This window comes from Sinomonas mesophila (assembly GCF_001999765.1).
Lineage (GTDB): Bacteria > Actinomycetota > Actinomycetes > Actinomycetales > Micrococcaceae > Sinomonas > Sinomonas mesophila.
The window spans coordinates 174476-194632 of record NZ_KV908323.1 but is presented as its reverse complement, the minus strand read 5'-3'; the positions used below and the strand labels follow the sequence as shown (position 1 = coordinate 194632).

Sequence of the window (20157 nt, the reverse complement as noted above, 5' to 3'; positions counted from 1 at the left end):
CCAAGGAGGACCAGTGCCCGAATCCAAGGAGCGCCGCACCGCCCGGACCCGTGCTGCGCGCAGCCCGAAGCCCGCGGGGCCCACGCCGCAGTGGTACAAGTACGTGATGTTCGGGCTCATGGTCCTCGGCCTGCTGTGGATCATCGCGTTCTACATCAGCCAGGGCACGTTCCCATTGCCGCAGCTGGGCAACTGGAACATCCTGATCGGCTTCGGCATCGCGATAACGGGGTTCCTCATGACCCTGCGCTGGCGCGGCTGACGGGATCCTCCCCCGCGCGCGTGCCCCCGCGGCCGGCCCGCGCGCTCACACCGCGAAGCCTAGGCCCTCGGCGACCGCCCGCGCCGTCGCGTCCCAGCCCGGCAGGAGCGGCCTCGCGGCACGCGCGGCCTCCCGCCACCGCGCCCGCAGGGATGCGTCCGTGAGCCACGCGCCAAGCACGCGCGCGAGCTCCCCCTCGCCGGTTCCGCACGCCGTGCCCGCGAGGCCGAGCCCACCCGCGAGGGAGAGGCCGAGGGCCTCCTCGGCCCCCGTCCCGGCGCCGACGACGGCGGGGATCCCCCGCGCGAGCGACTCCGCGACCGAGAGCCCGAACGTCTCCGAGGCGGACGGCAGCACGGTCAGGTCCGCCCGGTCCCACGCCCCCTCGAGCGCGCTCCCGCGCAGCTCGCCCGGCACGTCCACGCGCCCGGCGATCCCGAGCCGGCCGGCCTCCGAGCGGACGGCGTCGGCGTAGGCGGGGTCGGCGCCGTCGTGCCCCGCGAGTTCAGCCGTCCATGCGAGGTCCCGCAGCGCCCCGAGCGCGCGCACGAGCCCGAGCTGCCCCTTGCCCGGCAGGAGCGCCGCGAAGCACACGATGCGCGGCACCCCGGACGCGGCGAGGCTCCCCGGCGCCTCGGGGGCGCGGACGACGCCGGGCCTCGCCACGCGCGCGGCCGTCCCGTGCCGCCGGGCGAGCCGCTGGGCGGCGAACTCGCTCGGGCTGAACACGGCGTGGGCGGCGGCGAGGGCGGCCTTCTCGAGCCGGGCGAGCCGCTCGGCCTCGGGCGGCTCGAGCCCAGGGGCGTCGGGCAGCGACATGTGCACGAGGATGCCCAGCCGGCCCCCCGCCTCGGCGTCCGCGGCGGCGCGCGCCGTCTCCTCGGGCGCCCCGCACGCGAGGAGGCCGTCGACGAGGAGGCACGTCCCGCCGTCGTCCGCGCCATCCCCGAGCGCGAGCGCGGCCGCAAGCCGGGCCCGGTCCGCCGGGCTGCCCACGGGCCACGCGCCGGGGACGCCCCGGAGCTCGACGGCCGCGCCGAGCCCGCGCAGGGCGTCTGCGAGGCACTCGTTGAACACCGTGCCACCCGAGGCGTAGCCCAGGCCCTCCGCGGCCACGAGGCGCACCCGCGCACCCATTAGGACCGCCGGCCTAGGACCGCCGACGCCGCCCCTTCGGGCGGCCGCCGAGCTCCACCGTGCACGAGGCCCACGCGTCCGGGTGCTCGCGCAGGGTGGCCTCGACCGCGGCGAGGTGGTCGCGGTCACGGAGCCGCTCCGCCGCGGCGCCGGCCACATGCTGGGCGATGACCTCCGTCGTCGTGAGCTGGCCGTCGAAGTCGGGGTGGTCATCGAGGTTGCGGTACCGGAGGGGGTCGAGGACGTCCGCGAGGATCTTGGACGCCTCGCCGATGTCCATGACGGTCGAGTTCTCGTCGAGGGTCTCGGCGCGGACGGTGAGCTCGACGACGAAGGTCGCCCCGTGCAGCTTCTGGGCGGGCCCGAAGGCCTCCCGCGGCAGGCTGTGGGCGATCATCGCATGGTCACGGACGGTCAGGCTGAACATGCCCCTCCTCGGGTTGCGGGTAGCGGATCACGTGGCACAGGCCGGGGAGCTCGCCGGAGGCGAGGCGGTCCATGGTCTCGGGGAGCTCGGCGAAGGCGGTCTCCCCGCCGAGCAGCGCGTCGAAGGCCTCGTCCTCGAGGAGGCCGACGGCGAGGGCGAGCCGATCCGCCGTCGTGCGCCGGTGCCGGCGCGGGCGCGCGACCTTGCCGACCTGGCTCGCGCGCAGCGTCAGGCGCCGGGCGTGGAAGTCCGCGCCCAGCGGAACGCTCACGCCGCCGTCGCCGTACCAGGACAGCTCGATGACGTCGCCGTCGTCCCCCACGATCTCGAGGCAGCGGGCGAGGCCCTCTGGGCTTGCGGAGGCGTGGAAGACGATGTCGCAGTCGGCGGCGGCGTCCTCGGGGGACGCGAACGGCACGCCGAGGGCGGCCGCTAGCCGGCCCTTCGCGGGGTCCCTGTCCACGGCCTCGAGCCGGGCGAGCGGGAAGCGGCGCAGGAGCCCGGCGAGCGAGGCGCCGATGAGCCCGCAGCCCACGACGGCGATGCGGTCGCCGATGCACGGCCCGGCCTCCCACAGAGCGTTGACGGCGGTCTCGACGGCGCCGGCCAGGACGGCGCGGCGGGGAGGGACGCCGTCGGGCAGCGGGACGAGGTCCGAGGCTGGGACGACGTACCGGTCCTGGTGCGGGAAGAGGCAGAAGACCGTGCGGCCCTCGAGCCCGGGGGGGCCCTGTTCGACGACGCCGACGGAGAGGTAGCCGTACTTCACGGGGGCCGGGAACTCGCCCTCCTGGTGCGGGGCGTGCATGATCCCCGCGACGCGCTCGGGCACGTGGCCCGTGTGCACGAGGGTCTCCGTGCCGCGCGAGTGGCCCGAGTAGAGGGTCCGGACGAGGGCCTCGCCGGTGCCCGGCGCGGGGAGCCGCTCACGGCGGAGCTCGCCCCGGCACGGACCCGTGGTCCAGTAGGCCGTGGCGGAGAGGTCCGTGCCGTCGCGCGCAGTCGCCATGGTCCCCCGACCCTACCCATGGTGTCGGGGGTGAAGCCAGAGGGGCGGGCGGCGGGACCTTGGGCTACGGCCTCAGCAGCGCGACGTCCGAGACGAGCTCGATGTGCTCGGCCATGGCCCGCGCCGCGGCGTCGGGATCCTGGGCGCGGATCGCCTCGACGATCGCGCGGTGGGACTCGAGGGACTTCTCCGGCCGGCCCTCCTGGCCGAGGGACTCGATGCGGGTCTCGCGCACGAGGTCCGCGATCTGGCCCATCATGCGGGCCAGGACCGAGGAGTGGGCGGCGGCGGTGATGGCGGCGTGGAAGAGCTCGTCCCCCTCGAGGCCGCGGCCGCCGACGGCGATGTCCTCGCCCATGACGTGCAGGGCGTCCTCGATCTGCTCGAGGTCCTCGTCGGTGCGGCGGGACGCGGCGAGGGCAGCGATCTTGGTCTCGACGGCGCTGCGCGCGTCGACGATGTCCGGAAGACGGTCCGTGTGCTCGCGCAGACCGCGCAGGACGGCGGCGTTCGAGGGGCGGTAGAGCAGGACGGCGCCGTTGCCGTGCTGGACGTTGATGACCCCGAGCACCTCGAGCGCGACGAGCGCCTGCGCGACGGTGGCCCGCGAGACGCCGAGGTTCTCCGCGAGGTCGCGCTCGGGCGGGAGCCGGTCCCCCGGCTCGAGGCGCTGCGCGATGACGTGGTTGATCAGCCGCTCCACGACCTGCTCATAGAGCCGCGGGCGTTCGACCCGGTCGATCTTTCCTCCAGCAGCCATGCTTCCCCATCGCCTTCCGATGACCGTGGGCCTCGCCCCTCGGGCCCGGTCTTATCGTACCCAAGCACTCACAAGGAGGCCCAGTGTCCTATTGGCTCGTCCAATCAAAGGGCCAGTGATCCACAACCACGCCACGTCCCAATTTTGCGGGGTCACTTCCCAGCGATGCGGGGTCACGTCCCTACGTTCCGGGGTCACCTCCCTGCGTTGCGGAGTCATTGAACTGACATTGGCCCTGCATCGTTGAGAGGTGACCCCGCAACCTTGCGAGGTGACCCCGGGACGTTGAGAGGTGACCTCGCATCTTGGGAGTGACGAGCTCGGACTGGGAGGAACTTTAGACTGGAGGGATGACTCAGCCCTCCGCCCAGCCCACCCACGCGCCGCTCGGCGCGCACCTGTGGGTCAAGATCTGCGGGCTGTCCACACCCGAATCGGTCGAGACCGCCGTCGCCGCGGGGGCGGACGCCCTCGGCTTCGTGCTCGCCGAGCGCAGTCCGCGGACGGTCGACGCCGGCCGCGCGGCCGAGCTCGTCGCCGTGGCCCGGGACGCGGCGCGCCGCGCGGGCCGGGACGTCGAGACGGTCGCCGTCGTGCGGGACCAGGCGCCCGACGTCGTCGAGCGGCTCGCGCGCGAGGCTGGCGTCGACACGGTCCAACTGCACGGCGAGGAGCCGGACTCGGCCGCGGACGGACTGCGCGCCCTGGGATTCCGGGTGATCCGCGCCCTCGCCGCAGGCGACTACACGGCCCGGCGCGCCGCCGGGTGGACGACTCCGGACAGGCTCCTGCTCGACGCGGCCGTCCCCGGCTCGGGGACACGCATCACCGCCGAGGAGCTCACCGAGGCGCCCGACGGCTTCTGGATCCTGGCCGGCGGCCTCTCCCCCGCGAACGTGGCCGAGGCCGTCGCGGGCCTGCGGCCCGGGGGTGTGGATGTCTCGAGCGGCGTCGAGTCCTCGCGCGGGGTCAAGGACCTCGGCCTCATCCGGGAGTTCATCGCGAACGCCCGGCCCGCCTGACTCCTCACCAGCACGACGCCGGCCCGGACATGGACGGTGTTAGGCCACCTCCCGTCACCGGGAGGTGGCCACCGGATGGAAGGTGCGGACCGCGCTCAGCGGCGCGTGCCCGGCATCGCCCGACCCAGCACGAGGCCGAGGAGGAGCATGCCGATGCCGAGGACCACATGCAGGATGTTGTCCGCCGCGTTGAGCGGGACGAAGTTTGCAGCCATGGGACCGCTGAAGATGAGTCCGTAGACGAACAGCACGAGGTAGATGATGCCGCCGTAGACGAGGTATGCCTTCGCGCCGGAGCTCGTGCGGCCGAGGGTGATCCCGGCGATGCCGAACAGCAGGTGGACGATGTTGTGCAGCACCGAGACCTGGAACACGCCGAGCAGGAAGGCGTCCGAGCCGTGGCCCGCGATGCCGAGTCCCGAACCGGTTGTGATGCCGGGGATGAAGCCGAGGACTCCCACGAGCAGGAACACGGCCCCGACCGCCATGGCCGCGATCTCGAGCGGCGTGCGGTGCGAGATGGCTGAGGTGGACATGAGACGCTCCTTCACTATCGTCCGGCGGCGTCCTCCGGCGCGCCGGTGCGGTATGCCCGCACTCCTAGTTCGGAGCTCTTTCCCAGCACGGATTGGCTTCACACGTCACGGGATGGATTCAAGCATGACCGGCTTGGTCGTCGGGTGCGGCGAGCCGCCCGCTGGCTCGACCGTGACCCCGAGGTACGACGCCGCGCCCACGCCTCCCGTGAGCTCGTTCCACGTGGTGCCGTCCCCGACAATCAGGCCTGCGGGCGTCGCGTTCCCCGCGGCGTCGATGAGCCACAGCTCGTAGACCTTGCCCTCGCCAGGCGCGGGCAGGCCGAGCGTCATGACGCCCGCGAGCGAGTCCTGCCGCGAGTGCGCGATGAGGAGGGTCCCGCCCTCGGGCCGCGTGGCCTCCCGGAGCCTGGCGTCCGGGGCGGCCAGGATCCTGCCCATGACGGCGCTCGGGGCGCCCTGCGCCGCGGCGAGCTGGCGGAGGGCGTCGTCGCGCTCCTGCTGGGCGCGGAGGCCCCACGTCCCGGCGCCGAGCGCGGCGGCGAGCAGGACTGCCGCCGCGGCGGGGAGCCACCGGGCCGGGCGCGCGAGCCGCGGGGCGTGGGCGGGGGGAACGGCCCTGAGGTCGGCGCGCGCAGGAGGTGACCCCGCATCGCTGAGAGGTGACCCCGCGTTGCTGAGGCGTGGCCCAGCCTCGAACTGGGGGGTCCCCTCGATCTGGGACATGAGCCGGGCCTTGAGGTCCGAGGGCGGGACCTTGGGCGTCGCCCCGGACGCGAGCAGGGCCGCGGTCTCGGCGAGCTCGCGCGCCTCCTGCGCGGTCGGGTGCCCGTACGCGAGCGAGCCCTCGAAGCGGGCGCGCTCGTCGTCGTCGAGCGCATTGAGGGCGTAGGCGCCGGTCAGCAGATGCAGCTGATCATCCATGGCTCACTCCCAACACGTCCCTCAGGCGGATCATCCCGTCGCGGATCCTCGTCTTCACGGTGCCCAGGGGAAGCCCCAGGGCGTCGGCGACCTCCCCGTAGGTGTAGCCGCCGTAGTAGGCCAGCCGGATGGCCTGCCGCTGGACGTCCGTGAGCGAGTCCAGGGCCCGGCTGACCCGCTCGCTCTCGAGTGCCACCTCGACACGGTCCTCGACGTCGTCGTAGCTCTCCTGGAACTCCTTGATGCCCTCGCGCAGGTCCCTGTCGGCCGCGGCCTGAGCGGCCCGGACCCGGTCAACGGCCCGGCGGTGCGCCATGACGGTGATCCAGGCGCGGGCGCGGCCGCGGTCGGCGTCGAACCTCCGGGCCTGCTGCCACACCTCGAGAAAGACCTCCTGGGTGACCTCCTCGCTCTGCGCCCGGTCGCGGACCACCCGCAGCACGAGCCCGTGCACGAGCGGGGCGAGTGCGTCGTAGAGGTGCCCGAAGGCGGCATGGTCCCCCCGCGCCACGCGGGCCATGAGCTCGTCGAGGTCGGGTGCCGAGGCATGGGTCCCGCGCTCACGGTCCGGCATGTAGACCACTGTCTCACGTGGGGCCACGGCCGTCTCCAGCATCCGTGGGCGAGTCGGCGCCCGACGCGCGGTAGCGGGCCGAGCGCCCCGGCTCACCCGTCCCGCCGGAATCCGCCGGCGGTTCGGTGGCTTGCACGGATGCTTCGGAGCCCCGCCGGGGGCGGATTGGCTGCGGGGGCGGTTTGGCTGCCGGGAGCGGCGGCCGGGAGAGGCGGCGTCAGCCCCCGAGCATCCACTCCAGGGTGCGCGCGTTCCGCACGGCGTTGCCACCGCCGTCGTTGTTGAAGTAGGCGAAGACCTCATGGCCGGCGGCGTCCCACTCGCGGATCCTCTCGGCCCACCAGCCGAGGTCCGCGTCGGAGTACGAGCCCGCGTAGAGGTGGTCGTGGTCGGGGCCGTGGAGGCGCACGTAGACGTGCGGGGCCGTGGTCTCGAGGATGCAGGGCAGCCCGGCCCCGCTCATGACGCAGTAGGCGGCGCCGTGCCGGTGGAGGATGCCCAAGACCTCGGGGGCGTGCCAGCTCGGGTGGCGGAATTCCACCGCGGTCCGGATCCACGGCGGGAGGGAGCCGAGGAACCAGTCCAGCCGCGCGTCGTCGCGCGCGTGCAGCGGCGAGAGCTGGACGAGGAGGACGCCGCGGCGCACTCCGAGCTCGTGCCACGAGTCCGCGATCCGCCCGGCCCAGGCCTCGGGGGCATAGAGCCGCTTCGCGTGGGTGAGGCCGCGCGGGGCCTTGACCGACATGAGGAAGCCCTCGGGCAGGCGCCGGCGCCAGCTCCCGAACGACGTGTTCCGCGGCCAGCGGTAGAAGCTCGCGTTGAGCTCGACCGTCCGGAATGCGGCCGTGTAGTGCCCGAGCCGCTGCCACGGTGCCGTGCCCGGCGGGTAGAGCACGTGCTCCCAGTGGTCGTAGCTCCACCCCGACGTGCCGATGTGCCACCCCATGACCACAGGCTAGCTGGAGGCGAAATAGGCTGGGGCGCACACCGACCCGATGACAGCAGGGAGGCGGCCCATGGCGGCGCTGCGCGGAATCCTCTTCGACGTGGACGGCACGCTCGTCGACTCGACCTACTTCCACACGCTCGCCTGGTGGCACGCGTTCCGCCAGTTCGGGCACGACGTGCGGATGAACTCGATCCACCGCTGCGTGGGCATGGGCGCGGACAGGCTCGTCGCGGAGCTGCTCGGGCCGGACCGGGACACGGACGAGGACGGGGGGATCGCCGACGCGCACGCGGCGGTCTTCTCGACCTACTGGCCGTATCTGCGCCGGTTCGACGGCGCGCGGGAGCTGCTCGTCGCGTGCAAGGAGGCGGGCCTCGCCGTCGTCCTCGCCTCGTCGGCGCGGGACCAGGACCTCGCCGTGCTGCGCGAGGCGGTCGGGGCGGACGACGCCGTCGACGCCGCCACGAGCGCGGCTGACGCCGGGGAGTCCAAGCCCGCCCCGGACATCCTCGTCGCGGCGCTCAGGGCCGGGGGCCTCGACGCCTCCGAGGTGCTCTACGTGGGCGACGCCGTGTGGGATGTCCAGGCCGCCGCGGCGCTCGGAATCGACACCGTGGGCGTCACGTCCGGCGGGTACAGCGGCGCGGAGCTCACGGAGGCGGGGGCCGTCGAGGTCTACGCCACGCCGCGGGAGCTGCTCGATCGGTTCGGCGAGAGCGCGATCGGGCGCGGACTCGCCGGCGGGTAGGCGTTTCCCGGGCGCGGGCAGGGGTAACGAGCCGGCATGGCTACGTGCGACATCTGCGGCAACGACTACGACAAGGCCTTCACCCTGACCCAGGGCGACCGCTCCATGACCTTCGACAGCTTCGAGTGCGCGATCCACGCCTTCGCCCCGACGTGCGCCCACTGCGGCTGCCGCGTGCTCGGGCACGGCGTGGAATCCGGCGCAGGCATCTTCTGCTGCGCCCACTGCGCCGAGGCGACGGGCGTGAGCGGGCTCGCGGACAGGGTGTCCTAGGGCATTCCCGCAGCGGCCGGCACGGCCCCGAGACAGCTGGACAGACTGGACCAGCTGGTCTGGCCCGGCGCCGGCCGTCCCCTATGCCGCGCGCCTCAGCCAGCCATGGCGGTCGGGGTGCGGCGGTGCCCGGTATGGAGGGGCTCGGCTGGGGGCGAGGACGACGACGGGAGTCGCCGCGCGCCGTCGTCCTCCGCTTTATTTCGGGTACGGATCTCGACGGCAAAACACCATTCCGGGTACGCGGCTGCGTACCCGGAGCGCCGTTTCGGCGTCCAGATACGTACCCGAAATCAAGGAGGCTGTCAGAGGCTCGCGACGGGGGTGGCCAGGCGGCGGACGGCCTCGTCGACGGTACTCCGGGGGCAGCCGAGGTTGATGCGCAGGGGCACCGCCTGCCCCGTCAGTGGGTCAGCACAGCCGCCGTCTCGGTGAGGCTCTTGCCCTTCGTCTCCGGCGCGAGCCACTGCGAGAGCGCGGCGCCCACCAACGCCACCCCCGCGGCGATGAGCATCGACGGCCCGGTCCCGAGCGTCGTCATCGAGTACGGCAGCAGGAACGTGCCCATGCCGGCGCCCACGCGGCTGACGGCGGCGGCGAACCCGGTGCCGATCCCGCGGATCTCGGTCGGGAACACCTCGCCCGGATAGACCCCGGTCAGCGTGTTGTACATGGTGTTGAAGTACGAGAAGACGAGGAACAGCACGAGCACGACGACGGGCGGCGCCCCCGCCCACAGCCCGATGGCGGCCAGGATCACGGTGCAGAGCCACTGCGGGGGTACGGTCAGGATCCGCCGGCCGGCCTTGTCGATGAGCAGGGCCGTGGTGATCGCGCCGGCGAGCGCCACCGCGGAGAGGCCGACGCCGCCCGCGAGCCCGCCGCCGAGCCCGTAGCTCCGGAGCACGCTGTCCGCGAAGGTCGCGATAGCAAAGTAGGGCGCGACGCCGCAGAACCAGAACATCGAGGTGAACAGCGTCGCCCGCCAGTACTGCCGCGAGAACAGCATCCCGAAGGTCCCCGGCTTCACGTCCTCGTGCTCGACGTCGGCCATGTCCCCACTCTCGAGGAACCGGCGGGCGACGCCCAGCGCCTCCTCCCGCCTGCCGACGTTCCACAGCCACCGCGGCGACTCGGGCAGGCCTATCCGCGCGATGAGCAGGATCACGGCGATGACCGTGCTCGTGCCCAGGATGACCCGCCAGTCCATCCCAGTGAATTCCGTGAGCAGGTAGCCGACGAGGAACGCGGCCATGAAGCCCGTGTACCACGCGATGAGGGTCACCCCCAGCAGCCGCCCCCTGAGATGTGCCGGGGCGAACTCGGACATGAGCGGCCAGCCGACCGAGTACTCCGTCCCGATCGCGACGCCCATGAGGAAGCGCACGAGGATCAGCTGGACCGGCGAGTCCACGACGAACTGCAGCGCCGACGCGACCACGAACAGGGCCATATCCGCCATGAACAGCGGCTTGCGGCCGAACTTGTCCCCGAGGTAGCCACCGAGCGGCGACCCGAACAGGATGCCCAGCAGTGCCGCCGCCGCGGTGAGGCCCTCCTCGAGCGGGGAGAGGCCCAGGTCCTCGGTGAGCGTTCCGGTGACCGGGCCGATGATCCCGAGGATGTAGCCGTCCAGGAACATCCCGCCGATCAGAACCGCGGTCAGCCTCGCCAGGAAAAGATGTCTGGCGCGTGCGGGCTTCTGCAGACGCTTCGCCTCCGCGCGGTCCATGCCTCAAGCATGCGCCGATGTGTCAGGATCAGCTATGGCCGAGAGACTCATGCTGCTCGACACCGCCTCGCTGTACTTCCGCGCCTTCCACGGCGTGCCGGACTCGATCCGCCGCCCGGACGGCACCCCGGTCAACGCGGTCCGCGGCCTGCTCGACATGATCGCCCGGCTCACCGCGGATTTCGCCGCGACGCAGCTCATCGCCTGCTGGGACGACGACTGGCGCCCGCAGTGGCGCGTCGACCTCATCCCGACCTACAAGGCCCACCGGGTCGCGCGCGAGGTCGCGGGCGGGCCCGACGTCGAGACCGTCCCTGACGCGCTCGAGGCGCAGGTCCCCCTCATCCGCCACGTCCTCGGGCTCGCGGGCATCGCCGTCGTCGGCGCGCCGGAACACGAGGCCGACGACGTCGTCGGGACCTACGCGAGCCGTGCCGAGGTCCCCACCGACGTCGTCACCGGCGACCGCGACCTCTTCCAACTGGTCGACGACGCGCGCGGAGTCCGCGTGGTCTACACCGCGCGCGGGATGAGGAATCTCGAGGTGGTGACCGACGCCGTCGTCGTGGGCAAGTACCGGGTGCTCCCCGAGCAGTACGCCGACTTCGCGACGCTCCGCGGCGACGCGTCCGACGGGCTGCCCGGTGTCGCCGGCATCGGCGAGAAGTCCGCGGCGACGCTGCTCGCCGAGCACGGCACGCTCGAGGGTCTGCTCGAGGCGGCCGCCGACCCTACGGGAGGTCTGCCCGCACCCGTGCGCATGAGGCTCGCCGCGGCCGCGGACTACCTCGCGGTGGCACCAGCCGTCGTCAACGTGGTGCGGGACCTGGACCTGCCCACGCCCGAGGAGGCCGGCGCCCGGCTTCGCCCCGTCGTCGGCGAGCCGCGCGCCGAGCTCGAGCGGCTCGCCACAGAGTGGAACCTGGGCGGTTCGGTGGGAAGGCTTCTCGGGGCGCTCGATGCGAAGGGAGAAATCTGATGGGCAAGGTCATCGTGATGAACCACGTAACGCTCGACGGCGTGATGCAGGGGCCCGGGACCGCGGACGAGGACACGCGGGACGGGTTCAAGGACGGCGGCTGGGCCGTGCCGCGCAGCGACGAGTCGATTCCAGCCGTGATGCGCGAGCGGATGGGGGCCGACCACGCGTTCCTGTTCGGTCGGCGCACCTATGATCAGCTGCTCTCGTCCTGGAACACCCAGGGCGGCACGTTCAAGGACGCGCTCAACAGCACGCCCAAGTACGTCGCCTCCCGCGACGACGCCGCGACGCTCGAGTGGCCGAACTCGACCCTCCTGCACGGCGACGTTCCGGCCGCCGTGGCGGACCTCAGGCATGCCTCGCGGACGAACCTCGTGATCATGGGCAGCGGGGAGCTGATCGGATCGCTCATCGCCGCGGACGTGATCGACGAGTATCTCCTGTTCATCCACCCGATCGTGCTGGGCGCCGGACGGCGACTGTTCGCCGACGGCGCGCGGGCGTCGCTGCAGCTCGCCCACAGCCGCGCGACAGACACCGGGGTGCTGATCGCGGACTACGCGCCCGATCGGGGGTAGGCCTGGTCGTCCCGGCGGGCCCTGTGCGCCCTGTGGGCCCTGCCTAGAACGGTGGCGGTGGGTCGGCGTGGGGGTAGGTGATGTAGCGGCGGCCCGAGGGCGAGGTCCATTCGAGGGTGCCGGGTGGGGTGTTGGACTCCGGGGCAGCCGTCGTGTTCCCGCCCTTCGCATCGTCCCCGCTTCGGTCCGTCGCTTCGTCCCTGGCCGCGGCGACTGCGGCATCGGCAGGGCCCTCGCCTTCGCTGTCTGAGTTCTGGGGGCTGCCGATCTGGCGGACGGCCCAGTGGCCGAGGGTTTTGAGTCGGTGGTGTTCGGGACAGAGGAGGGCGAGGTTGTCGGTGTCGGTCTCGCCGCCGTGGGCCCATTCGTGGGTGTGGTCGGCCTCGGCCGCCGCGGCCGGCTTGTCGCAGCCGGGGAAGCGGCACGTCGCATCCCGCAGGGCCAGGAAACGGCGCATGGCGGCGGTGAGGGCGTAGCGGACGCGGCCGATGGCCAGGGGCGCCCCGGTGAGGGGCGCAACGACGAGCTCGCTCCAGTGCTTGGTCTGCGCGGCGATCCGGCGGGCGGCCTCGGGGTCGATGGGCCCGTAGCCGAGGATCTCCCCGGGCGTGTCCGAGGCCCCGGCCAGCGTCGCGGCCGGGACGGTGACCACGAGCTCGGTCCGCACCCCGCCCGCGGGCGAGGCTGCGGGCGAGCCGGTCCCGGCGCCGAGGAGGAGATCGGCGAGGGCGTCGGCGCGGAGCTGGTTCACGGTCCTGGCCTCGTTCGGGCTCTGGAGGGCGCGGGCGATCGCGTTGAGCCGGGTGTCGATGAGCGCGCCGGTCTCCAGGGGCAGGTAAGCGGTGAGGTGGCACATGCCGTCCCCGGCCGGGACGAGGTCCACCCGCCGGTCGGCGGCGGCCTTGGCCTTCCGGGCGGCGAGGGGCTCGTCGGCGTAGTCCTCGGCCAGGCGTCGCAGCCGCCGCCCCAAAGCGGGCACGGTGGGGACCCGGTCCGGGTCCTGCGGGGCCGCGATGCCTGTGGCGGCGGCGGCGAAGTCTGCCAGCTGTGCCACGGGGACGGGGACGGCGGCGTCGAGGATCACGGCGGCGCGGCGGCGGGTCAACCGGCCCTGCTGCATCGCCTCGAGCACCGGGGCGAACGCCGGGTCTGTCAAGGCGAGGGATTCCTCGACCATGGCCCGGGCGGTGCGCTGGGAGAGCCTGAGCCGGGCGGCGATCTCGGACGCGGCCAGGGCCGGGGCCTCGAGGCGCTCTCCTGCGCTCTCGGCCGCGCCGCCGTAGGCGCGCACGAGCCCGGCGATGTCGAACGCCCGCCCGGCCTCCAGTCTGGCGATGGCAGCCTCGGTGCCGGCGATGGAGTCGACCAGCCCCGCGGCGTGCATCACCCGCACCCGGGGCATGCCGCCCACGGCCGGGCTGGTCAGGGTGCAGTCCATCAGCGCAGCGTCGGGATCGAAGTCCGGAACGTCCCGGGCCAGGGCCGCCAGCTCCGCCTCGGCCCAGCCCTCCATCATCCGCTCGTACCCCGGCTCGCACGGGTCCATCCGGTCCGGGTCGATGAACCGCGTGTCCCCCGGGTCCTCGTCCCACGGCGCAGGATCCGGCGGCACCGAGGCCAGCCACGGATCCGGGTCCTCTTCACCCGGCCCTCCGTCGAAGCAGTGTTCCCCTCCCATGACATAACGATCGCACGCACCTCCGACAATTCTCGCGCGGAGTCCCACTCGAACGAACCAGCCTGGCTTTTGCCCGCCTGGGGAAACCGCGCTTCAGTGCGTAGGGGCCTCCCCTTGGCCCGACATGAGGAGACTGAGGCATGCATGCCCTGAGCTATACGGACATCGAGGCCGCCGCACGGCGGATCGCCGGCCGGGTGCGGCGCGTCGTCGTCGCTCCCGCGGACCAGGTTGCGGCGGCCGCGGACGACGGCGGGCGGCAGGGCGGCGTCCACCTCGCCCTCGAGTTCATGCAGCACACCGGGACGTTCAAGGCCCGAGGCGCGCAGAACTTCATCCAGGCCCACCGCGAGGCGGGGACGCTGCCCGCGGCCGGCATCACGATCGCGTCCGGCGGGAACGCGGGGCTGGCCTGCGCGTGGGCCGCCCGAGACCAAGGGATCCCTGCGACCGTCTTCCTCCCCGCGAGCGCCCCGCACGTGAAGGTCGAGCGGCTGCGCGGCTACGGCGCGGACGCGCGGCTCGTCGGCGCCAGTACGCCGAGGCGCTCGCCGCGTGCCAGGACTTCGCCACGGCGACCGGAGCCCTCGCCTCGCACGCCTACGACCATCCCCTCATCGCTGCCGGTGCCGGGACGCTGCTCGAGGAGATCCGCGCCCAGGTGCCCGGCCTCGATACGGTGGTGGTGGTCGCCGTCGGCGGTGGTGGGCTCTTTGCCGGCGCCGCGACGGCCGCGCAGCACCACGGCATCCGGACGGTCGCCGTCGAACCGGAAAACTGCCGGGCGCTCAACACGGCCCTCAAGGCCGGCACGCCGGTCGACGTGCCCGTGGCGTCCGTCGCCGCCGACTCCCTCGGCGCGCGACGCGCGTCCGAGATGGCGCTGCGCGCCGCACAGCATGGGCTGGTCAGCTCGATCCTCGTGCCTTACGCCGAGATCGTGCGGGCCCGGCAGGCGCTGCGGGACGACCGCCGGCTCGCAGTCGAACACGGCGCCGGCACCGCCCTGGCCGGGATCCTCGGCCCCGAGGACTACCGGCCCGCGGGCGGGGAGACGGTGTGCGTCCTCCTCTGCGGGGCCACCACGGATCCCGGCGATCTGGTGCGGAGGCCGTAGCGGGGATTGGGGCCTCTGTCGAGCCCCTTTCGCATGTTCGCCTCAGCGTCCTATGATGGCCGTCCACTTGTTTGGGGGGCCGCGTGGGTTGCCGAAAGGCGTCGTGGAAGGACCAGGCAGATGGTTGATATCCAAGGAGTTCTCGGGGCGCTGTCCCCGCAGGAGCTCGAGCAATTGAGGGCAGGCGGGCCGGAGCAGGTGTTGGATGCATCGCTCCGGGACGCCATCGACAGGGCCGCTGGCGGCCCCGGCGAGGGGCGGGGCTACTACGTGGTCCGCGGCCCGCTGTTCCCCAGGGAGACGAGGGACTATCGGCTCCGCTCGGACGTGGCCGAGGAGCTCTTCGGCCTCGGCGAGCAGCCACAGGCACAAACATCCCGATCGTCTCCAGAGGGCGCCGTCACGATCGCCTGAGACCGCGGCTCGACCACGATCTTCGAGGTCCGTCATGAAGCGCGTTGTGTCGATCGTTGCGGCTGGCGTCCTCGCCGCCGCAGCCTTGGTCATGGGGGTCGGCGCCCAAGCCACCGGACCCGTGACCCTCTCCCCCGTCGCGGACACGTATGTCCAGCACGACAGGGCGACGCAGAACTTCGGCACCTCTGCCCGGTGGTCCACAGACGGCCGCACCGGCATGTGGCGCAACGCGCTTCTCCGGTTCAAGGTGGCCGTCCCGGCCGGCGAGCACGTCGTCTCCGCGAAGCTCCGCGCCTATTCCGAGGCGTCAGCCAGATCCACCGAGTTCGTGGACATCTACACGACCGCGGGCGGCTGGACCGAGACCGGCGTCACCTGGAACAACGCCCCGGCGCGCGGCACGTGGCTGGGCAAGACGGGCGGCTTCGCCAACGGCGCGTGGGTCGAGTGGGACGTGACCCAGGGCGTGGGCGCGACGGGTGGCGAGGTGAACCTCAAGCTGGAGTCGAACGCCAAGAAATGGCTCGGCTTCAAGTCCAAGGAGGCCACCGACGCGACCAAGCGGCCCCAGCTTGTCGTCACCACCGCGGCCGACTCAACCCCGACGCCCACACCGACCCCAACGCCTACGGAACAGCCCACCGCCGCCGGCACCTTGGGCTGGGGACCGGTCGTCGCCGGAGACGAGTTCAACTACACCGGGGCTCCGGACGCCGCCAAGTGGAATGTCTACGACAGCCCTGGCCATGCTGGCAACGGCATCCGCAGCCCGCAGCAGGTCACGGTCGACGGCTCCACGATGGTCATGACCGGCACGCCGGACGGCACCACTGCTGGCATGGGCGCCAAGTTCGCCAACCAGAAGTATGGGCGCTGGGAGGTCCGCGCCGCTGGTTCGGGAGACAACGAGTACCACCTGGTCTCGATCCTCTGGCCCGATTCTGAGAACTGGCCGTGCGACGGCGAGGTTGACTACGCGGAGACGACGGGCGCGTGGGACGTCATCAGGTTCTTCCTGCACTACTCGTGCTCCAACTCGCAGGTGTCTGCGCAGAAGACGCTCGACGTCGCACGGTTCCACAACTACGCCATTGACTGGTCACCGGCGGGGATGATCGGCTACGTCGACGGCGTCGAGTGGTTCCGCGACACCGACCCGGCGCATCAGCCGCCCGGCTCGATGCACCAGACTCTCCAGCTCGACTGGTTCCCGGACGGCACCACCAACGGGGCGGGGGAGATGAGGGTCGACTGGGTCCGTGTCTACGCCGCTTCCAGCAGCTGACCGGCCGCGCCAGCAGCTGACGGTTCGCGGGCTCGGCCTCAGCCGCCGAGCCTGCTGGGCAGCTTGCTGCGGAGCGTGAAGAAGGCCGCCTCGCTCTCCTGTGCGAGGCGCTGCTCGTGCGCCTGCAGCCGGCCGTAGGTGAAGGCGCTCTCGCCGCGCGCGTGCGCGTCCGTGGCAAGGCGGCGCAGGAGGTCCGCGGTGACGATGCCGTCCTGGTGCTCGCCGAGGACCTGCTGGATCTCGTGAGCCCGCTTCTCGAGCTTGCCAGCCTTGCCGGCGCCGAACACAGCGGCGCATTCAGCCGCATAGCGCACCCGCTTGGCGGCCTTGCGCGCCTCGTGCAGGTGCTCGTCCGCGTCCTCGTTCCCGCGCGCCTCGTCGGCGGCGAGGATGGCCTTGCACAGCCTCGTCGTGTCCCGCCGCGTGACGTTCTTGACGCTCGGCTTCTTGCCCTTCGGCCCTGTGTCTGCGGCCAGATCCGCGACGAGGGCGTCGAGCCTGTCCAGCAGCGCGAAGTACCGATGCGATCGCAGCGCCTCGGCGAGCTCGGCCGATCCCTCCTGGTACTCGGCGCCGAGGTCCTCGGCGATGCTCTGGGCCACGGGCCCGACGACGAGGTCCGCGGGCTCCTCCCGGAGCAGACCTTCCAGCCGCTCGCGCATCACCTCGGCATCGCGGACCCGGCCGAGGACCTTCCCCAGCCAGCGCAGCTCGTCCCGCAGCGACTGGCTGCGTTCCGTGCCCACCACCACGCGGTACGTCGACAGGGCGGAGCGCAGCCGCCGGCACGCGATGCGCATCTGGTGGACCGAGTCCGGGGCGTCCTCGCGGACAAGCGGATCCAGCTCGAGCAGCGTGTCCGCCTGCTCCCCCGCGTACGCGAGGAAGGCCCTGACGATCCGGGAGCGGGGCCACCTGCCGCGGCCCCGGTCAGCCACCGCCGTGCCCAGGGTCCGGACGAGGCTCTCGACATTCCGGTCCGGCTCCGCCTCGGGGAAGGCCTCGGCGAGCGCGCTGCCCAGATCCTCGGAGCCATCGGCGAGCTCGATCCTCCACCGGCGCCATTCCTCCGGGGCGCCTACGCCGGTCAACGGCTCGCCCCGGACGTGATCGTCGCTGACCTCCGCCACGAGCCGGCCGTCGCTGCCCAGCAGCGGCGAGGTCCGCCGTCGTACTTCAACCGTGGCCACGGGGCTCAGGGCCGACCCGCGCACATGGGCCTGCACCGCGTCCACGAGGGCCGCAGGAGGGCCGTCGCCGTCTCCCAGTGGCTCGACGCGGTGACCCTGCCCGCCGTCGGAATCCCGCTCCAGGTGCCAGCCTTCCCGCTGCCCGCCGGTACGCCGGAAGAGGACGACTCGGCTGCCTGCGAGGCGGAGATCCTGCGTGTCGAAGTACTCGTCCCGCTCAAAGGCCTCGGCCGTTTGGCCGACAGCCGCGACGCCGGGCAGCGCCTGCAGCGCGGGGAACCTGTCCCCGGGGGCCGCATCGAGGACGGCAGGGGCATGCTCAGCCAGCATCTTGACCATGCAGCATTCTAGGATCCGCAGCTCAGGCGTGGCCATGCCGGAGAGATTGCCTTCACCGGCGGTTCATCCGCCGCGGATACGGTGCCCTCAGGCCGTATGCCACAGGAAGGGGACCACATGGCACGCCGCAAGAACGGACTGGCTCTGGAGCAAGCACTTCTCTCGACGTCGACCCGACCCATCGATCCGGTCTGGCACACACTGGACACCGGCGACCGGGTCCGCGTCACCTTCCCCGACGGCATCGAGCTCGACGGTACGTTCGACGCGCGCACGCCCGACTCCACCGTCGTCTGGATCGTGGCCGACGGCGGCGGGCGCCGCATGCTGCATCCTGGCGACGGGCTCGCCGTCGTCCTCGCCTGATCCACGACGTCGGGCCACGACGTCGGGCCAGGGCCCCGGCGGCCGGGGTGGCCCTCGACAGCATCCGCCCTGCCTGAAACGATCGGGAACGTGACCACTGGAGCGAGTTCCGACCCGCGCCTGCGCGATCTCACCCTGCTACGACGCGTGCGGGACCGGATCGACCGCGAGTTCGCACAGCCGCTCAACGTCGAGGCGCTGGCCCTCGGCGTCCACATGTCGGCGGGCCACCTGAGCCGGCAGTTCCGGGCCGCGTACGGCGAGTCGGTGTACCAGTACCTCATGACGCGGCGCGTCGAGCGGGCCATGGCCCTGCTGCGTATCGGAGAGCTCAGCGTCACCGACGTGTGCTTCGAGGTCGGTTTCTCCTCCTTGGGCACCTTCAGCACACGCTTCTCCGAACTCGTCGGCGTGCCGCCGAGCGTCTACCGGGACCACGGTGTTGACGTCACCGAGGGCATGCTGCCGTGCATCGCCAAGCAGGTGTACAGACCGATCAGGAATCGAGAAGCATGGCCCCCCCGCACGTCCTAGCGTGATGGTCATGGAACTCACCATTCATGCAACCGCACTCCCCCACACCGACCCCGACGCCTCGGTCGCGTTCTACCGCGACGCCCTCGGCTTCGAGGTCCGCCAGGACGTCGGCCAGGGCACGATGCGCTGGATCACCGTCGGCCCGGCAAACCAGCCGGACACCTCGATCCTCCTCGCCCCGCCGGCCACCGATCCGGGGATTACCGACGACGAGCGCCGCACCATCTCCGAGATGATGGCCAAGGGCACCTACGGCTGGATCCTGTTGGCCACGCCCAACCTCGACGAGGTCTTCGAGAAGGTCCAGGCCACCGACGCCGAGGTCATCCAGGAACCCACCCTGCAGCCGTACGGCATGCGCGACTGCGCGTTCCGCGACCCGGCCGGCAACCAGATCCGCATCCAAGAGATCCGCTGAAGCGCCACCCCGATCCGAGCAATCGTGTCCGGGCGCGTTAGGACAGCCAGCAGGGGGGAAAACAGAAGTACAAGAAATGAAGACCGGCGGTCGCGGCCCACGGCTCGGCTCGGTATGGGGCTGAGCCGTTCCTCTGGTGATGGCAGGAAAGGCGGTTACGGACATGGACAAGCTCACCCGAACCGGAGCAGAGGAATTCATGAACCTGCTCCTCGAAAGCACGGACCTGGCCGGATTCCTGCAGCGGCTCGCGCACGTCTGCGCGGAGGAGCTCTCCGGCCCGGATGAGGTGCACTGCAGTGTCACGGTCGAGCGCGAGCGGCGGAAGGCCACGATGGCCAACAGCAGCAGCTCGGCCGCCAGAATGGACGAACTCCAATACTCATGCGGGGAGGGACCCTGCCAGGACGCCCTCGTGACCGGACAGCTCATCGACGTCCCGGACCTGCTCACGGACCCGCGCTACCCGCGCTACAGGAAGGCCATGACGGGGAGCGGAATCCGGTCGGTCCTCGGGATCCCCATCGCCGTCACTGCCGCCTCGCACGCCCTCGCGGCGTTGAACTGCTATGCCGAGGGCCCCGGCGGCTTCCCCGAGGAGCGGCGTGCCATGGCCCAGGAGCTGGCGCGGCTCGCGTCCAAGTCTTTGCTTCTCGCGATCAGGGTTGCCAACCAGTCGGACAGGACCGCCGAGCTGGCCGCCAAGGTCGAGTCGCTCACGGCGGTCAGCCTGGCACTCGGGCTGATCATGGCCCGCACGGGCTGCAATCCCCAGCAGGCCATGGAAGAGCTCCGGAGCGCTTCGAGCGACGGCGAGCAGGAGCTCGGGGACGTGGCCTCCTCGATGCTGACGCACTTCGGCCGCGACGATCCGAGGGCGCGGCTGAGCTGATCCGC

General features: G+C 72.2%; 23 protein-coding genes and 1 pseudogene. 13 read left to right on the top strand and 11 right to left on the bottom strand.

Annotation, left to right across the window (positions count from 1 at the left end; all coding sequences use genetic code 11):
* The first annotated feature begins 13 nt into the window (after nucleotides 1-13).
* Nucleotides 14-262 (top strand): cell division protein CrgA, encoded by a 249-nt coding sequence (locus tag BV907_RS02815; protein ID WP_077488393.1) that lies wholly within the window; start codon nucleotides 14-16, stop codon nucleotides 260-262.
* Between the two features lie 45 nt (nucleotides 263-307).
* On the opposite strand, the gene BV907_RS02810 is transcribed toward BV907_RS02815, so the two are convergent.
* The 4 genes from BV907_RS02810 to BV907_RS02795 all read right to left on the bottom strand — a co-directional run bounded on the left by BV907_RS02810 (nucleotide 308) and on the right by BV907_RS02795 (nucleotide 3595).
* Nucleotides 308-1387, bottom strand: coding sequence for a glycosyltransferase (locus BV907_RS02810; RefSeq protein ID WP_245827755.1), 1080 nt, complete (start codon nucleotides 1385-1387; stop codon nucleotides 308-310).
* A gap of 25 nt (nucleotides 1388-1412) precedes the next feature.
* Nucleotides 1413-1826 (bottom strand): 6-pyruvoyl trahydropterin synthase family protein, encoded by a 414-nt coding sequence (locus tag BV907_RS02805; protein WP_077488392.1) that lies wholly within the window; start codon nucleotides 1824-1826, stop codon nucleotides 1413-1415.
* Nucleotides 1804-2835 carry a zinc-dependent alcohol dehydrogenase gene (locus BV907_RS02800; RefSeq protein WP_077488128.1) on the bottom strand — a complete coding sequence of 344 codons (1032 nt, stop codon included), beginning with the start codon at nucleotides 2833-2835 and terminating at the stop codon, nucleotides 1804-1806. Before BV907_RS02800 ends, BV907_RS02805 begins: the two co-directional genes overlap by 23 nt.
* Before the next feature lie 64 nt (nucleotides 2836-2899).
* Nucleotides 2900-3595: a FadR/GntR family transcriptional regulator gene (locus BV907_RS02795; RefSeq protein ID WP_077488127.1), complete on the bottom strand. Its 696-nt coding sequence runs from the start codon at nucleotides 3593-3595 to the stop codon at nucleotides 2900-2902.
* A gap of 350 nt (nucleotides 3596-3945) precedes the next feature.
* Between BV907_RS02795 and BV907_RS02790 the strand changes: the two genes are divergently transcribed.
* Complete coding sequence (locus tag BV907_RS02790; protein ID WP_077488126.1) at nucleotides 3946-4617, top strand: phosphoribosylanthranilate isomerase; 672 nt, start codon at nucleotides 3946-3948, stop codon at nucleotides 4615-4617.
* 95 nt (nucleotides 4618-4712) lie between these two features.
* Here BV907_RS02790 and BV907_RS02785 read toward each other — a convergent pair whose 3' ends face one another.
* The 4 genes from BV907_RS02785 to BV907_RS02770 all read right to left on the bottom strand — a co-directional run bounded on the left by BV907_RS02785 (nucleotide 4713) and on the right by BV907_RS02770 (nucleotide 7597).
* Nucleotides 4713-5153, bottom strand: a complete 441-nt coding sequence (locus tag BV907_RS02785; protein WP_077488125.1) for a DUF4383 domain-containing protein — start codon at nucleotides 5151-5153, stop codon at nucleotides 4713-4715.
* A gap of 105 nt (nucleotides 5154-5258) precedes the next feature.
* A complete protein-coding gene (locus BV907_RS02780) occupies nucleotides 5259-6077 on the bottom strand; it encodes an anti-sigma factor (protein WP_077488124.1) in 819 nt (272 codons plus the stop codon).
* Nucleotides 6070-6651, bottom strand: a complete 582-nt coding sequence (sigK, locus tag BV907_RS02775; protein ID WP_077488391.1) for an ECF RNA polymerase sigma factor SigK — start codon at nucleotides 6649-6651, stop codon at nucleotides 6070-6072. The genes BV907_RS02780 and sigK overlap by 8 nt, the downstream gene beginning before the upstream one ends.
* 217 nt (nucleotides 6652-6868) lie before the next feature.
* The gene (locus BV907_RS02770) at nucleotides 6869-7597 is read right to left on the bottom strand and encodes a DUF72 domain-containing protein (protein WP_077488123.1); all 729 of its coding nucleotides are present in this window, start codon (nucleotides 7595-7597) and stop codon (nucleotides 6869-6871) included.
* Between the two features lie 49 nt (nucleotides 7598-7646).
* On the opposite strand from BV907_RS02770, the gene BV907_RS02765 reads away from it, so the two are divergent.
* Complete coding sequence (locus tag BV907_RS02765) at nucleotides 7647-8348, top strand: HAD family hydrolase (protein WP_077488122.1); 702 nt, start codon at nucleotides 7647-7649, stop codon at nucleotides 8346-8348.
* A 36-nt stretch (nucleotides 8349-8384) separates the two neighbouring features.
* Nucleotides 8385-8621, top strand: coding sequence for a hypothetical protein (locus BV907_RS02760; protein ID WP_077488121.1), 237 nt, complete (start codon nucleotides 8385-8387; stop codon nucleotides 8619-8621).
* A 403-nt stretch (nucleotides 8622-9024) separates the two neighbouring features.
* On the opposite strand, the gene BV907_RS02755 is transcribed toward BV907_RS02760, so the two are convergent.
* Nucleotides 9025-10353, bottom strand: coding sequence for an MFS transporter (locus BV907_RS02755; protein WP_077488120.1), 1329 nt, complete (start codon nucleotides 10351-10353; stop codon nucleotides 9025-9027).
* A gap of 34 nt (nucleotides 10354-10387) precedes the next feature.
* Between BV907_RS02755 and BV907_RS02750 the strand changes: the two genes are divergently transcribed.
* Complete coding sequence (locus BV907_RS02750) at nucleotides 10388-11332, top strand: 5'-3' exonuclease (RefSeq protein ID WP_175637342.1); 945 nt, start codon at nucleotides 10388-10390, stop codon at nucleotides 11330-11332.
* Nucleotides 11332-11913, top strand: a complete 582-nt coding sequence (locus tag BV907_RS02745) for a dihydrofolate reductase family protein (protein ID WP_077488118.1) — start codon at nucleotides 11332-11334, stop codon at nucleotides 11911-11913. The genes BV907_RS02750 and BV907_RS02745 overlap by 1 nt, the downstream gene beginning before the upstream one ends.
* A gap of 43 nt (nucleotides 11914-11956) precedes the next feature.
* Here the strand turns inward: BV907_RS02745 and BV907_RS02740 are convergent, their stop codons facing one another.
* Nucleotides 11957-13591: an HNH endonuclease signature motif containing protein gene (locus BV907_RS02740; RefSeq protein WP_077488117.1), complete on the bottom strand. Its 1635-nt coding sequence runs from the start codon at nucleotides 13589-13591 to the stop codon at nucleotides 11957-11959.
* A gap of 140 nt (nucleotides 13592-13731) precedes the next feature.
* Here BV907_RS02740 and BV907_RS02735 point away from each other — a divergent pair.
* The 3 genes and pseudogenes from BV907_RS02735 (at nucleotide 13732) to BV907_RS02725 (ending at nucleotide 16410) form a co-directional block, all read left to right on the top strand.
* Nucleotides 13732-14708: pseudogene (locus BV907_RS02735) on the top strand (serine/threonine dehydratase).
* Between the two features lie 120 nt (nucleotides 14709-14828).
* Entirely contained in the window at nucleotides 14829-15122 is a 294-nt protein-coding gene (locus BV907_RS02730; RefSeq protein WP_175637341.1) for a hypothetical protein, read from the top strand.
* Nucleotides 15123-15156: 34 nt separating this feature from the next.
* The gene (locus BV907_RS02725) at nucleotides 15157-16410 is read left to right on the top strand and encodes a CBM96 family carbohydrate-binding protein (protein ID WP_245827754.1); all 1254 of its coding nucleotides are present in this window, start codon (nucleotides 15157-15159) and stop codon (nucleotides 16408-16410) included.
* Nucleotides 16411-16448: 38 nt separating this feature from the next.
* On the opposite strand, the gene BV907_RS02720 is transcribed toward BV907_RS02725, so the two are convergent.
* Entirely contained in the window at nucleotides 16449-17939 is a 1491-nt protein-coding gene (locus BV907_RS02720; protein WP_139346568.1) for a CYTH and CHAD domain-containing protein, read from the bottom strand.
* Nucleotides 17940-18056: 117 nt separating this feature from the next.
* Here BV907_RS02720 and BV907_RS02715 point away from each other — a divergent pair, with 117 nt between their 5' ends.
* From BV907_RS02715 to BV907_RS02700, 4 genes are all read left to right on the top strand, one after another.
* Nucleotides 18057-18305, top strand: a complete 249-nt coding sequence (locus BV907_RS02715; RefSeq protein ID WP_077488115.1) for a ubiquitin family protein — start codon at nucleotides 18057-18059, stop codon at nucleotides 18303-18305.
* Between the two features lie 90 nt (nucleotides 18306-18395).
* Nucleotides 18396-18839, top strand: coding sequence for a helix-turn-helix transcriptional regulator (locus BV907_RS02710; RefSeq protein WP_077488114.1), 444 nt, complete (start codon nucleotides 18396-18398; stop codon nucleotides 18837-18839).
* Nucleotides 18840-18849: 10 nt separating this feature from the next.
* Nucleotides 18850-19260: a VOC family protein gene (locus BV907_RS02705; RefSeq protein WP_077488389.1), complete on the top strand. Its 411-nt coding sequence runs from the start codon at nucleotides 18850-18852 to the stop codon at nucleotides 19258-19260.
* A gap of 163 nt (nucleotides 19261-19423) precedes the next feature.
* A complete protein-coding gene (locus BV907_RS02700; protein ID WP_175637340.1) occupies nucleotides 19424-20152 on the top strand; it encodes a GAF and ANTAR domain-containing protein in 729 nt (242 codons plus the stop codon).
* Nucleotides 20153-20157: the final 5 nt, after the last annotated feature.